This is a genomic window from Litorimonas cladophorae (genome assembly GCF_014652455.1).
Taxonomy (GTDB): domain Bacteria; phylum Pseudomonadota; class Alphaproteobacteria; order Caulobacterales; family Maricaulaceae; genus Litorimonas; species Litorimonas cladophorae.
The window spans coordinates 1030961-1044651 of sequence record NZ_BMYV01000001.1 but is presented as its reverse complement, the minus strand read 5'-3'; the positions used below and the strand labels follow the sequence as shown (position 1 = coordinate 1044651).

Below are 13691 nucleotides of genomic sequence, written 5' to 3'. Positions count from 1 at the left end.
GCGGACCTACTTCTTTTGGAGTAAATCCAACGCTGCGAGGACTGTAGCTTCCGTTCCCAATGTGATGGAAGGTTCAGGTTCGACCTTAAAAAAGGGTGAGTGATGGGACGGGGCATCTTCTACGTCTTTTTCGGGTGTTCCGCCGACCCAGAAATAGACGCCTTTGACGCCTGTTTCAGGTGTGATGAAATAGGAGAAGTCTTCCGCCCCCATGCCTTGGCGAGGCTGGCTGAACAGCGTGCCATTTGGTAGCTTCTCCTCAAAAACGGAAATGACCCGCTCCGCTGTGGCGCGATCGTTAATCGTGGGAGGCGTCGTTTGTGTCTTGGATCGAATGACTTCGGGCATCAATTCTTCCGGAACATCCAATGAGATCGCGACGCCCTCGACAACACGGTCGATACCGTCCAGCAACTGCTTGCGAATTTTGGGGCTATCAGAACGGACGGTCAGTTGCATCTTCACTTCATCCGAAATGATATTGTGTTTGTTTCCGCCATGAATCGATCCAACGGTGATCACACCTGGTTCGAGAGGCGCTATAGATCGTGAGACGACAGATTGTAGAGAGACAACAATCTGTGAGGCGACAAGAACAGGATCGATGCCTTTATGAGGTGACGCGCCATGAGCGCCGACACCTTTGACAATTATGTCGACACTGTCAGAGCTGGACATTGCAATGCCTTGGGCAACTTCAACGCGGCCTGAGGGAATGCCTGCCGAAACATGAAATCCGAGCGCGTAATCTGGTTTTGGAAAACGGGTATAGAGGCCGTCTTCCAACATCGCTCGTGCACCGGAAATCAACTCCTCTGCGGGTTGTCCTATCAGTACAAGCGTGCCTGACCATCGATCTTTCCGCGCCGCCATTTGCCGTGCAGCGCCGACGAGAGAGGTAATATGCACATCATGCCCACAAGCGTGCATCACAGGCTTCTCAACGCCATCCCTGTCGATTTGCAGGGCAGTTGAGGCGTATGACAGTCCGCTATCTTCTTTGACGGGTAGGCCATCCATGTCTGCGCGAATCATGACAGTCGGTCCTGCCCCATTTTTCATGACCGCAACGATACCTGTTCCGCCGACGCCTTCGGTGACGTCATAACCAAAAGCTTTAATTTCGCTCGCCAGCCGCGTTGCAGTCTTGCTCTCTAAAAACGACAGTTCTGGGTTTTGGTGAAAATGGGTAAAAAGGGATTCGAGATTGGCGTTATAATCGGCCGCGATATCTTTGCGCAATGTGTCATCCGCAAAGGCTGTGACTGGCAATGTTGCCGCGGTAAGAAGGAAACCCAATGTGATTGATTTAAACGCCATGTCCGACCCCTGAGTGTTTAATATACTAAGCTACGATGCGCGTAGTGGCGCCGCGAGTAAAGTCTATCAACGACATTCGCCCTAAAATTTCCCAATTTTTACTTTGAACCATTGTTGTGGCAGTTTTTAAGAAAACAAATAAGGGGCCGATTAACGCGTGCCTGACAGCCTGTAACAGCAGCCATCGGGTTGCCATTGCGCGGACGTCCCACAGATCAGGCATTGCATAAATGGGTAGGTCCCCATTTTGAAACTTTAGTTTTTACGGGGCTTGAGAGCGTAGGCGCTTGGGTTGATCGGTTCGAAGGCAAAGAAAAACCCGACTTCGAAAAGTCGGGCCAGATGTTTAAAACAGGTTTGGAAGCGCCAATGAAATTTGCGGAACAAATGTGATCAGCAAAAGCGCTGCGACGAGGGCCAGATAAAATGGCCAAATCGTTTTGATCGCCTGTTCGACCGGGATTTTCCCCACCGCAGCCCCAACAAAGAGAACCGCGCCGACGGGCGGTGTCACCAATCCGATACCCAAGTTAATCATCATAATGATCCCGAAGTGCACAGGATCAACACCCACTGCCATTACGACAGGCAGCAGGATTGGCGTCATGATCACGATTAGCGGTGACATATCCATAAAGGTGCCAAGTACCAATAAAATGACATTGACGATCAATAAGACCGCTATCGGATTATCTGTGACCGATGTGATCAGGCTCGCCAGTTGTGTGGGTGCCTCAAGAATGGCGAGGGCGTATCCAAAAGCTGTGGCCGAGGCGATGATGAGCATCACCATCGCTGTGATCTTCACAGACTCTTTCGCCGATTTGAACAGCGTTTTCAGACCGAGCGTGCGGTAGATAAAGAAGCCAATCAGCATTGTGTAAATTACGGCGATAGATGAGCTTTCGGTCGCCGTGAAAATGCCAGACAAAATGCCGCCCATGATAATGATCGCCGTCATCAAACCGGGAATCGCAAACACAATCGCTTTGGCAAACGCGCGCCAGCCTGGGAATTTACCGCCTGGATAACCGCGCTTAATCGCGACGCGCCATGCCACGAACATGAGGAGGCCCGCTGTCAACACACCGGGGACAACGCCTGCAAGGAACAGATCCCCAATCGAGACACCAATCCCGGATGCCGCAGAATAGATAATCATATTATGCGACGGCGGAATAAGGAGGCCAACAATCGCGGCGGTAACCGTCACGTTAACCGCATAATCACCGTCATATCCGCGTTCTTTCATCAGAGGCATCAAAGTCGAGCCCATAGCCGAAGCGCTAGCAATCGCAGAGCCAGAAACGGCGCCAAAAAGGGAAGATGCGCCAACATTGACCATACCAAGACCGCCACGTGGACGTCCGAATGTACCTTCGGCAATCTGGACAAGGCGTTCGGCAATCCCCGATCGATACATCAGGTCGCCGGCAAAAATGAAGAATGGAATGGCCATGAGCGAGAAGACGCTGACCCCCGCCGCCATGCGCTGAAAGGCAACAACAAGTGGAATGTCGAGAACAACAAATGTCGCCATTGCGGAACCTAGAAGGGCGTAGGCAACGGGTACACCCATCATCAGAAGAACGACCAGAACAACTAATAGGACAAGAATTTCCATTATGCGTCTCCCTCTTCAGTTTCGACCCCGAACGCTGACATTTCGCCAATTTTGGCTTTTTCAGCTGGGTCATCAAAGATGCGTTCCAAAGAAAAAATAGTCGTCAATGCGCCCGCGATCGGGATTGCGAGATAGGCCATACCGCGAGGAATACCCAAGGACGGAATAACGTGGCTCCAAGTTCGAACGACAAGTTCGCCGCCCCACCAAAGCATTGCGAGGCCACAAAAGCCTACAACGGCGTTGGAGGCGATCCGCATTTTCTTTCGTGTGGATTTAGACACCATATTTTCGACCGCGATAATGCGGATATGGAACCCATCGCGAACGCCGGCCGCGCCGCCCAGAAAGATAAACCAAATCATCAGTGTCAATGCGCTTTGCTCGGCCCAAGATGGACTGGAGCCCAAAACGTAACGGCCAAAAACTTGCCAGCCAACAATGAAGGTCATCATCAGCAACGCAATGCCAGAAACAATGAGAAGGACGTCAGCCGCTTTGTGCGTGACGCGTGCGAGCGTATTATCGGACATTATAGCTCCATGGACTGGATAGATTTCACGAGCGCTTTCTGTTTGTCAGAGACGATATAACGCTCCCAAACAGGTTTCATCAAATCGCTAAAGGCGGATTGATCTTCAACCTCATTGGCTTCGACGCCTGCAGCCAAAAGCTCAGTCCGTGCTGAATTAACGCGCGCGTCCCAGAGGTCGCGCATCATCGGCACGGAGTCTCTGGCGGATTGCTTGACGATTTCTTGGTCGGCTTTGGATAATTTATTCCAACGGCTGAGTGACATGACGAGGATTTCAGGCGCCATAACATGGCGGGTGAGGCTGTAATAAGGGGCCGCTTCGAAATGGCGTCCTGTTTGATAGGACGGCCAATTATTCTCCGCGCCGTCGATCACGCCTTGGACAAGGGATTGATAGACTTCCCCCAGAGACATCGGTGTAGGATCGGCATCGAGCGCTTTGATCATTGATACATAAAGGTCAGAGTTCTGAACACGAATCTTCATGCCCTTCATGTCAGAAGGCTTCAGGATAGGGCGTTTCGTATTGTAAAAACTTCGTTCGCCTGAATCGTAGAAACAGAGGCCTACCAATCCATGTGGTTGAAGTGCATCCAAGATCATCTGTCCGGGAGCGCCATCCATCGCGCCGCGCATATGGGCCGTGGAGCGGAAAAGGAAGGGAAGGGCGGGGATGATCGTCAAAGGCTCAAACGTATTAAGCGGCGCGATAGCGATACGGTCAATATCAAGTCCGCCAAAGGTTGTGATCTCAAGCGTGTCACGTTCAGAGCCTAGCTGTCCGCCTGCGAACATTTTGATGCTGAGGCGTCCGTCGGTCCGCTCACTCATGAGCTTGCCCATATATTTCACGGCCTCAACCGTTGGGAATCCGTCGGGCAAAATATCGGCCGCCAGAAGTGGTCGGTTGACATCGGCCGCTCCGCACCCTGTCAGCAGAGCGGCGGCGCCACCAGCTGCAAGGACTTGGCGTCGGTTCGCCATTGGCAATTTAAATTTGGGATTAAGTTTTGACGGAGTAGTGGTCATGACACGGTCCAGATTTTTAATTAATTATATGCGTGGCCGAAACCACTCAGCCGCGCAAGAGTACGCCAGAATAAAAATGGGTAGGTAGTTGTTTTAGAGACTAACGCGATAGCCAGCCTCCATCGACAGGAAGCGTAATGCCTTGCACATAGTCGGATCCTGCAGAGGCCAAAAATACAACAGCGCCACTCAAATCGGAAGGCTCTCCCCAGCGTTCACTCGGGATACGCCTCAAGATTTCGCTGTTACGCTTTTCGTCGGCTTGAAGAGCTGCGGTGTTATTTGTGGCAAAATAGCCCGGGGCGATTGCATTGACGTTGATGCCGTGCTGTGCCCATTCATTCGCGAGGGCTTTCGTCAGCCCTCCAACAGCACTTTTGGACGCCGTGTAAGAAGGCACCCGAATGCCGCCTTGAAAAGTCAACATAGACGCAATGTTGATGATCTTACCCGTTTTTTTCTCGTCAACGAGATGCCGAGCAAAGGCTTGGGACAGAAAAAATAATGTCCGCAGATTTACGTTCATTACCGAGTCCCATTCCTCGGGTGTAAATTCGATCGCTTCGTTTCGTTTAATAATGCCTGCATTGTTCACAAGGATGTCGACGGAACCAAATGTGGCGGCGGCTTCGGCAACAATGCCAGCGACGTTGTCCGCACTACCTAGATCTGTCAGGATTGAGTGAGATTTGACCCCTAGCTTCGCGATTTCGATGAGGGTTTCAGTCGGTTCGGACCGTCCGATCAAAACTATATTTGCGCCAGCTCCCGCAAGTGCGAGGGCCATGCCCTGCCCAAGACCCGTATTGGCCCCGGTAACAAGTGCGACTTTACCTGAAAGATCGAACATAGAGGACACTATTGAAGCTGGCAGATATCGCAGACATTGAGATCGGTGTAATCTAAGTTTTCACCGCCCATACCCCAGATAAAGGAGTAAGCTTTCGTTCCCGACCCCATGTGGATCGACCAAGGCGGGGAAATCACAGCTTCCTCATTTTCCATCACAATGTGACGAATTTTGTCCTCTTCACCCATAAAGTGAAAAAGACGGGCGTTTTCATCGAGGTCGAAATAGAAATAAACTTCAGAGCGGCGATCATGAAGATGCGGTGGCATCGTATTCCACACACTGCCTTCGCTAAGTATGGTGAGACCTAGTAGAAGCTGGCAAGACTTGGCCGTTGTCGGGACAATATATTGATAGATGATCCGCTCATTACTTTCAGCCAGTGAACCGCGCTCCAGCGGAACGGCTTGATCGATTGAAATTTTGACTACCTCATATGCTTTGTGAGCAGGTGTCGAAAGTAGGTAGTATTTAGCAGGGTTGGAGGCATCATCTGACGCGAAGACGACGTCATCGCTGCCCATTGGAATGTAAAGACCGTCAAGTTTATTGAGATTATGGGTCGTCCCATCAATCGTAACCGTACCGGAACCGCCACCCACGTTAATTACGCCCAGTTCGCGACGTTCTAGGAAAGGGTGACCTTCGGCAGACGCCGGAACGGTTTGTGCCGGAAGTTTGATCGACTTTGAAACAGGGGCCACACCACCAATGACGAAACGCTCATTGTGCGAATAGCTCATGTTGATCTCGCCCGCTTTAAACAAATCAGGCACGACATAGCGATCACGCAGTTGCTCATTGCTCACGCCATCCATCATGTCTGGATGGGTCGCATGATATGTTTTGTTAAACACAAATCTCTCCCGCACTTTTTCGTCTGTTTACGGTAACCGGTGTCATTTTAAAGGGCTATTTGTAATTTTATTCTTGTTTCATCGTATTTCTGAAACGGGCGCGGTTGTCGACTCGCGTATAATAAGGTCGAGCTCGACGATTTGTGGAACGGTGCGCTGTTGGGCAGGGGGCATCTTATCTGAGTCGATTAAAAGCGTAGCTACGTCGAAACCTAAATCCCGAATAGGAAACCTGACAGACGTCATAGGCGGCCAAATGCGGGAAACGATTGGGGTGTCGTCAAATCCTACAACGGAAAGGTCTTGCGGGATCCGCAAGCCTGCCTTTCTCGCGGCAACGTAAACGCCAACGGCCATTTCATCATTGCCAGTGAATATGGCGGTGGGGCGCTCTTTTCCATGCAATAGCGTTGTCGCGCATTTGACGCCTGAGTCAAATGTGTAGGCGCCTTCTATCGTGAGTTCGGGGGCTAAACTTAAGCCAAATTCAGCGAGGCCAGCTTTGAATCCATCCCGACGTTCATGCGTTGATTGGAATAGTTCGGGCCCGTGGATATGCGCAACTTTAGTATGCCCAAGTTGCGCCAAATGCCGCGCAGCCAGTTTTGCACCCTCGGCGTCGGCGGTCTTAATTTGATGGGCTGGGTCCGTTAAATCCACAGATGCGATACGAACGAAGTGACAATTTCTTTCTTTGAGCTTTCGCGACAGCTCAATGTCCTCTGACATAGATGGGACAAAAATTAGGCCGAACGGATTGTGTTGCTGGACGAAGGATAGGATTTTGTCGTGGTAGTTAAGCTCTGCTCGGTCGCATGGCCGTAGGACGAGTTGAAACCTCGTGCCTTCCAAAGCCTTGAGGACCCCGCGCTGAATATTCGCAATATATTGCGGGCTTGGGTTGTCGTAGACGAGGGCAATTAAGAAGGAGCGACGAAAGGCGAGGGCTTGAGCTTGCGGGTTGGGGATGAACCCGGTTTCCTCAATAATCTTTTCAATTTGTTTGCGCGTATTTGCGCCAACCGACGGGGACTTATTTATAACGCGTGAGACGGTTTTCTTCGACACGCCGGACATACGGGCGATATCGTTGATGGTAATTGTGCCCTTGTCCCGCTGCGTCGTCATAATCTTGCATTAGGGGTTCAGCGTTGTCCTTCAAGGCTTTATTTTTTTGATGCTCTGGGGTGATTCGCCAGCGCGACCAAAGTTACGCATTGAAATCTGCGGATTAGGCTGACCGAGTATTTGCTTTATGACACCGGTTACCTATAAATTGGATTGACGCTAAACTTCGATCTAAAAATGAATGAGACTTCTACAATGACCGCCACCCTTTCAGATCTTGAGGCCGTTGCTGACGCTTTCACATCGGCGCGTCGCAATTGCCGCGGACTGACCGAATATCCTGGAAAGTTCCCTGCATCACTTCCAGAGGCTTATAGGATCCAAGATATCGCGATATCGAAATGGCCTCACAAAATTGCGGGGTGGAAAGTTGGCGGCATCGGGCCTGAGCAGGCTGCTGAAGTTGGAGCGTCTAAGCTCGCAGGACCTGTTTTCGCGCATAATGTTCATCACAGTACAGGTGAACGGATTCCCATGCCGATTTACGCCGAAGGCTTCGGCGCAGTGGAGGCGGAAATCGTGTTTGAAGTGAGCAGAGATGCGCCTGTGGACAAGTTGGACTGGACGCTTGAGGCGGCCAAAAAGTATATTGGCGACGTCCGCCTTGGGGTCGAGGTCGCCAGTAGTCCATTCCCTCATATCAACGAGATGGGAGCCTTCGCACCGATTTCGGATTTCGGAAACAATCACGGTCTCATATTGGGGGAGATACTTCCAAATTGGAACGAGTCTTCATTGGACGATTGGATCATCGAGACCGTGATTGAGGGTAAAAGCATGGGGGCTAAAGCCCCGCCCGAGCCGTATGAAGCGTTCCGTTTTATTTTAGAAAACACAGCGCGGCGAGGCATTCCGCTTAAAAAGGGCATGTTGATCACGACCGGGGCCGTGACGGGTGTCCATCGAGCCTATTCCGGGCAATCCAGCACCGTAAGTTGCACCGGTGTTGCTGATATTGATCTTATACTGACATCCCAAAAGCCTGAGTGAGGCCTTTTAAAAACGAGAGCGCTGCGAATAGCATGAAAAATACCTTCAATAATCGCATATCGATTTTAGCTGCCTTGGGTATAATTTGTGCAAGCGCATCGACCTCAGTTCAGGCCCAAGGGCCTATCAAGATTCTCAACGACGCGCAGGTTATGGGGGAAAACTACCTACCAGATTTTTCTTTTGCGGGATATAATCACGGCGTAGGCGAAATCCCAGTTTTCGATGGCCAGGTCATTGATGTTACAAAATTCGGCGTGATCGCGGATGACGTTATCGATGACTCGGCGGGATTACTTAAGGCTCTGGATGCCGCGCATAAGGTAGCGGGTCCTGTGGTCGTCCAACTTCCAAAAGGACGAGTTATTTTATCTGAAGTCCTGAAAATCCAGCGTAGCAATATTGTTCTGCGAGGCTCCGGCGCTGGGCCAGCTGGGACGAATTTGTATATACCGCGCCCGCTTCAAATGGTCGAAACGGGTGATCATTTCGATGAAATTCGTCGATATTTAAAGAAATACGACAAACGTCAACGGGAGAAAGACAAGAACATAGATGTGCTATTTTCCGAGTATTCTTGGACGGGTGGTTTCATCTGGGTTCAGAAGGAAGGTACGCGTGCGGCGTCCTACCTCGAAAGCGAGGACCCAAAAATCATTGTGTTGGCGAACGTCACAAACGGGGATGTAGGTACCCAAATTGTTAGCGTTGATAAAGGCAGTGAGCTCTCCGTTGGGGATGTCGTGGAATTGCAATGGTCCAACCGACGCGGGGAGAAGGGGCCTCTGATCCGAGAGATGTATGGTGACACAGACGTCAAAATCGGCTCTCGACATTGGACAAATAAAGATCGTCCGCTCGTACGTCAGAAAACTGAGATCTTATCGGTTGAGGGGGATCAGGTCGTCATCAGCGACCCCTTGCTTCACAACATTTCTGCTGATCTTCCAGCGCAATTTGCGAAATGGGACCACATAACGGATGTCGGCATTGAAGATTTACACATCTCCTTTCCTGACTCACCTGCGTTTGGGCACCACATGGAACGCGGCTATAACGCCATTTACCTGACTAGCGTGTTCAACGGCTGGGTCCGAGACGTTAGTGTCCACAATGGCGACACCGGGATTCTGAGTTATAACAGCGCGAATGTGACGATCTCCAACATTGAAACAACCGGAAAGCGTCGTGCGCATTATTCGGTTCACGCGGGCAATGTTCACAATATGGTCGTGAAAAACCTGACCGTGAATAATCCAAGTGTGCATTCTCTCAGTCTCAACACCCAATCGACGAAATGCGTTTTCCAAAATGCAATCGTGAATGAAACGGCTGTACTGGATCAACACGCTGGTGCTAATCATCAGAACCTTTTTGACAACATCACAGTCAAAGTGGCGGCGGATCGAGATGAGAATGGGCCATTTTACCCGATTTGGGATGGCAGTGGCGCGGGATATTGGCAGCCGGGCCATGGTCGCTTCAACACGACCTGGAATTTGAGGGTAAATGTACAAAGCGGTGCGACGCGCTCGGAGAGAGTCATGTTGAGAGGAATCGCCGAAGGACCCGATGCGCGCCTGGTCGGCATTTCGGGGAATCGGGAATTTGACGTTGATTATCGGCCGTCCCCCTACATTGAGCGCCTCAACGTACCAATGACCGATGTGCCATCTTTATATGACTATCAATTGCGTAAAAGACTGACCCCTTAACCCGCAAATTTAGGGTAAAGGTCTAATTCAGCTGTAGTTTCCTATATTGGTAGGACCAATATAGGAAAAATGGTCCTGTTAAGGGGTTGACTGTGCGTGCGGCATTGGTCCACTGGTGTAGCAAATAAGACGACTAAATAACAAACAAGACGAGCAAACGAAAAAGGGGGAGACGAGATGTCTCATGATATCACAAGCACGACCGCTAACTCGCGTTTTTACGCTGGTTTGAAAAAAGGATTGGGCGCGTCGACGTCGATTCTGATTCTCAGCCTCATGGCACAGCCTGCTATGGCACAGTCTTCCGACACGGAAGACGAGGTTATCGCGGTTGGGACACGCCAAGTTATTCAAGACACGATTGCTTTGAAGCGCAACAGCACGCAAATCGTCGACGGACTTTCGGCCGACGAAATCGGTGACATTCCAGCCCTTTCAATTGGTGAGGCGCTCGAGAATATCACGGGTGTTGCCTCACATCGTGAAAACGGTGGGGCGACTGAAGTTTCAATTCGGGGCCTCGGTCCGTATTTGTCTTCAACAGTTGTCAACGGCCGAGCCGCAACAAATGGTTCGGGCGATCGTTCTGTCAACTTCTCTCAATTCCCATCAGAGTTGGTCAATAAGCTGGCCGTTTTCAAAACGCAGGACGCCAGCCAAATCGAAGGCGGCGTTGCGGGTCAAATTCAAATCGAAACACTCAAGCCACTTGATTTCGGTAAACGCCGCATTCAGTTCGACGCAAAAGCCAATGTAAACCCCGATCAGTTGAAGCAAGATGATACTGAAGCTGGCGATTTGGGTTATCGCCTAACAGGCAGCTATGTTGATCAGTTTGAGCTTGGCAATGGCGACATTGGATTTTCCTTAGGTGTCCAAACCAGTGACATTTCCCAGCCAGAAGCTGAGGCACGTCAAACCAGCCCGCTTGGGACTTCGCGACCTGCTTGCCTCATTTCAAACGGACGTGAGCAATATACGGATCAGACAAATGGCGGAACCTTCACAGGGTTCTCCAACAACCCAGAAACTAGAGATCGCGGTGACGATGATTGTGATGATTTCAATGATCGCCGTAACTCAGAAAACTTGGACACACGTGGATCAGACACAGAGGGCTTTGATACGTCGCTCACCGACAATGGAACCAGCATAGATGGAAACACGCCATTCGCATTTGCTCCATCTCAGCGTCACTTCCGTCAAAACGATACACGTGATCAGCGCGACTCCATTTTTGGCGCGGTGCAATGGGCGCCAAATGACCGTTTAGACATTAACCTCGATGCACAATGGTCCGAACGTATTCAAACCGAGCAGCGCAGCGACCTGACCTTCAATGGTGGTCGTCGCAATGATACCAGCTTGGGTGCAGACGGCTTGCCCTTCGACACAACTTTGGATGCCCTTCGCACCACGTCCAGCGGCGCGATCTTATTCGCGGCAACCGACGGCAACATTGAAGTTCAAGGCGGTGATTTCGAACGTGAAGAAACGTATCTAGGTGGCGGTATCAACGTCGCTTATGAGGTCACGGATCGTCTATCAATCGCAGCGGACTATGGATATTCAAAGACAGAGCGGAATGAGAAAAACCGTGAGTTCCGTATTCAATCTGACCGTTCTCCCGTTATCACATATGATAATGCAAGCGGCGGCGTTCCACTCTATGGCCTCTATGGAAGCGATGCATTTGATGTAAACGATGCATCAAACTATGTAGATCGTCTCCGGGTCCGTATTGATCGCGATGTCGAACGCGAAAACACAATTAATTCAGGCCGCTTCGACGCGACTTATGAGTTAGGCGACGGGTTCTTCCAAGATTTGGAAGCCGGTATTCGTTGGTCACAACAGGATTACGTCGATCTCGGTGGCGGAGGCGGCGTTGACTCTGGCAATCCTCTGAACGCGAACCGCGGACGTTTCTCGTTCGAGATTGAAAATGATGGTGAGCTAACAGTCAATAACCGCGAAGTCCTTGATGATTCTAACGACAGCGGCGCAGCAGGTGCGCAACAGCAGGCCTTAGAAGCCGCGCTTGTTGGTATTATCGGCTCTACACGTGACGCGTGTTATAATCCGTTCGTGGAAGGTAACTCTTTCCTGAGCAGTCAGCGTAGCGGTGATCTCGTCACGATATATGATGATGATGGCAATGTTGAATCTTCCACAAATGGCTGGGCGCAATTCGACGCGGGTTGTGTTGCCGATACGGCTGTCGAGTCACTCAATTCTATTTTGGGCGACATAAATGCTTATCTCAGCAACCCCGACGCGCGTGAAAATTCATTTGGAAGCGCTCTGGATGCATTCTCTAACATTGCTCCAAATCTTTCAAAGGAAAGCCTCGACGTCATCGATGTTGAAGAAACGACGAAATCTTTCTACCTGATGACCAATTACGCAGGCAAAATTGACGGAACGCTTCCAATCTCCGGTAACATTGGTGTTCGTGTCGTGGACACGGATGTTAAGGCAACTGGCTTCAGAAGTGCCTTGAATGTGAACACCGGTGATGACGGTGAATTGACGTTGTCCTTCGGAGATTTGGAGTCCGTTTCATCCAAGCATTCCTACACTCGAATTCTGCCAAGCGCGAATTTGATCATGGATATTTCGGACACGAAAATCGTACGTCTGGGTGTATTCCGCGCGATGTCGCGTGCAGACCCAGCAGATATGGGCTTCAGCCGGACCCTGTCTTCAAACCAAGGTGATGATGAAAATCCAATCACTACAGTTGAAGAGTTGATCGGTAGCGTGAGCGCGACAGGTAACCCAAAAATCGATCCGTTGATGTCATGGAATTATGACGCCAGCTTCGAATATTATCCGAACCCAGATACAATCCTGGCCCTCGGCGGTTATTATAAGTCCTTCCAGGGCGGTTTCGAAAACATTCGCCAGAATGAATCCTTCAGTGTGAACGGTGCCGATATTACGCGTGCTGTTTCAGTCTCGCAGACAAGCGACGATCAGAGCTCACTCTTCGGGATCGAAGTTACGGCCTCACATGGCTTTACCTATCTTCCCGGTCTCTTGAGCGGTCTGGGTGCGAAAGTTAGCTATAACTACGTCACATCAAACTTTGAGTTTGAAGATAGCCGTTACGGCGATGCTTTTGAGCGTCAGTTGGACGGATCCGTTGTTCAGACGAACGAAGGCATCATTGCGCCAGCTGGATTGCCAGGTCTGTCCGAGAATACGCTTTCCGCACAGGTTTATTACGGCGTTGGTGATCTCGATCTGTCGGTGAACTACAAGTACCGCGATAACTACTTCCAGCCGTTTACATCGGACGGCACCCGTTTGCGTTATGTTGGTGAAGTTGGTGTCTGGGAGGCGCGCGCGTCTTACAACATCAACAAAAACTTCCGTGTCACAGCCGAAGCGATCAATATTCTTAGCGAGCCTAAGAACCAGTACGCCTTCGTCCAAGATGATCGTTATGAGGTCAATGATTACGGCCCGCGCATCTTCTTTGGTGTACGGGGTCGCTTCTAAACGGGCGATTTAGACTAAAATATGTGGCGGCTAGCACGTCACTTCAGAACAAAAGGTCGCCTAAATGGCGGCCTTTTTTATGTACCGATTTTAAACAGACAGCGGTGTCATTTTCAAATTGGTATGGACATATTGC

10 protein-coding genes are annotated in these 13691 nt (G+C 50.5%); 3 read left to right on the top strand and 7 right to left on the bottom strand.

All coding sequences use genetic code 11. The features are described 5' to 3' along the window. Positions 1 to 6 precede the first annotated feature (6 nt). From IE073_RS05015 to IE073_RS04985, 7 genes are all read right to left on the bottom strand, one after another. Positions 7 to 1320 (bottom strand): amidohydrolase, encoded by a 1314-nt coding sequence (locus IE073_RS05015; RefSeq protein WP_189582108.1) that lies wholly within the window; start codon positions 1318 to 1320, stop codon positions 7 to 9. A 346-nt stretch (positions 1321 to 1666) separates the two neighbouring features. Next, positions 1667 to 2944 carry a TRAP transporter large permease gene (locus IE073_RS05010; RefSeq protein ID WP_189582105.1) on the bottom strand — a complete coding sequence of 426 codons (1278 nt, stop codon included), beginning with the start codon at positions 2942 to 2944 and terminating at the stop codon, positions 1667 to 1669. Continuing rightward, on the bottom strand, positions 2944 to 3477 hold the full coding sequence (locus IE073_RS05005) for a TRAP transporter small permease (RefSeq protein WP_189582102.1): 534 nt from the start codon (positions 3475 to 3477) through the stop codon (positions 2944 to 2946). The genes IE073_RS05010 and IE073_RS05005 overlap by 1 nt, the downstream gene beginning before the upstream one ends. Next, a complete protein-coding gene (locus tag IE073_RS05000) occupies positions 3477 to 4463 on the bottom strand; it encodes a TRAP transporter substrate-binding protein (RefSeq protein ID WP_189583828.1) in 987 nt (328 codons plus the stop codon). The genes IE073_RS05005 and IE073_RS05000 overlap by 1 nt, the downstream gene beginning before the upstream one ends. A 145-nt stretch (positions 4464 to 4608) precedes the next feature. After that, complete coding sequence (gene kduD / locus IE073_RS04995) at positions 4609 to 5358, bottom strand: 2-dehydro-3-deoxy-D-gluconate 5-dehydrogenase KduD (protein WP_267905563.1); 750 nt, start codon at positions 5356 to 5358, stop codon at positions 4609 to 4611. 8 nt (positions 5359 to 5366) lie between these two features. Continuing rightward, positions 5367 to 6215 (bottom strand): 5-dehydro-4-deoxy-D-glucuronate isomerase, encoded by an 849-nt coding sequence (kduI, locus tag IE073_RS04990; RefSeq protein WP_189582096.1) that lies wholly within the window; start codon positions 6213 to 6215, stop codon positions 5367 to 5369. A 78-nt stretch (positions 6216 to 6293) separates the two neighbouring features. Continuing rightward, the gene (locus IE073_RS04985; RefSeq protein ID WP_189582093.1) at positions 6294 to 7343 is read right to left on the bottom strand and encodes a LacI family DNA-binding transcriptional regulator; all 1050 of its coding nucleotides are present in this window, start codon (positions 7341 to 7343) and stop codon (positions 6294 to 6296) included. A 195-nt stretch (positions 7344 to 7538) separates the two neighbouring features. Between IE073_RS04985 and IE073_RS04980 the strand changes: the two genes are divergently transcribed. The 3 genes from IE073_RS04980 to IE073_RS04970 all read left to right on the top strand — a co-directional run bounded on the left by IE073_RS04980 (position 7539) and on the right by IE073_RS04970 (position 13555). Beyond that, on the top strand, positions 7539 to 8333 hold the full coding sequence (locus tag IE073_RS04980; RefSeq protein ID WP_189582090.1) for a 2-keto-4-pentenoate hydratase: 795 nt from the start codon (positions 7539 to 7541) through the stop codon (positions 8331 to 8333). Positions 8334 to 8365: 32 nt separating this feature from the next. Continuing rightward, complete coding sequence (locus IE073_RS04975) at positions 8366 to 10048, top strand: right-handed parallel beta-helix repeat-containing protein (protein WP_189582087.1); 1683 nt, start codon at positions 8366 to 8368, stop codon at positions 10046 to 10048. A gap of 177 nt (positions 10049 to 10225) precedes the next feature. Beyond that, on the top strand, positions 10226 to 13555 hold the full coding sequence (locus IE073_RS04970) for a TonB-dependent receptor domain-containing protein (RefSeq protein WP_233349825.1): 3330 nt from the start codon (positions 10226 to 10228) through the stop codon (positions 13553 to 13555). The last annotated feature ends 136 nt before the right edge of the window (positions 13556 to 13691 follow it).

Bases quoted from the DNA above. Each gene is read 5' to 3' on its own strand.
- IE073_RS05000 (WP_189583828.1), bottom strand. From the start codon at position 4,463: ATGGCGAACCGACGCCAAGTCCTTGCAGCTGGTGGCGCCGCCGCTCTG.
- IE073_RS04980 (WP_189582090.1), top strand. From the start codon at position 7,539: ATGACCGCCACCCTTTCAGATCTTGAGGCCGTTGCTGACGCTTTCACA.
- IE073_RS04985 (WP_189582093.1), bottom strand. From the start codon at position 7,343: ATGACGACGCAGCGGGACAAGGGCACAATTACCATCAACGATATCGCC.
- IE073_RS04975 (WP_189582087.1), top strand. From the start codon at position 8,366: ATGAAAAATACCTTCAATAATCGCATATCGATTTTAGCTGCCTTGGGT.
- IE073_RS05005 (WP_189582102.1), bottom strand. From the start codon at position 3,477: ATGTCCGATAATACGCTCGCACGCGTCACGCACAAAGCGGCTGACGTC.
- kduD (WP_267905563.1), bottom strand. From the start codon at position 5,358: ATGTTCGATCTTTCAGGTAAAGTCGCACTTGTTACCGGGGCCAATACG.
- IE073_RS05010 (WP_189582105.1), bottom strand. From the start codon at position 2,944: ATGGAAATTCTTGTCCTATTAGTTGTTCTGGTCGTTCTTCTGATGATG.
- IE073_RS05015 (WP_189582108.1), bottom strand. From the start codon at position 1,320: ATGGCGTTTAAATCAATCACATTGGGTTTCCTTCTTACCGCGGCAACA.
- IE073_RS04970 (WP_233349825.1), top strand. From the start codon at position 10,226: ATGTCTCATGATATCACAAGCACGACCGCTAACTCGCGTTTTTACGCT.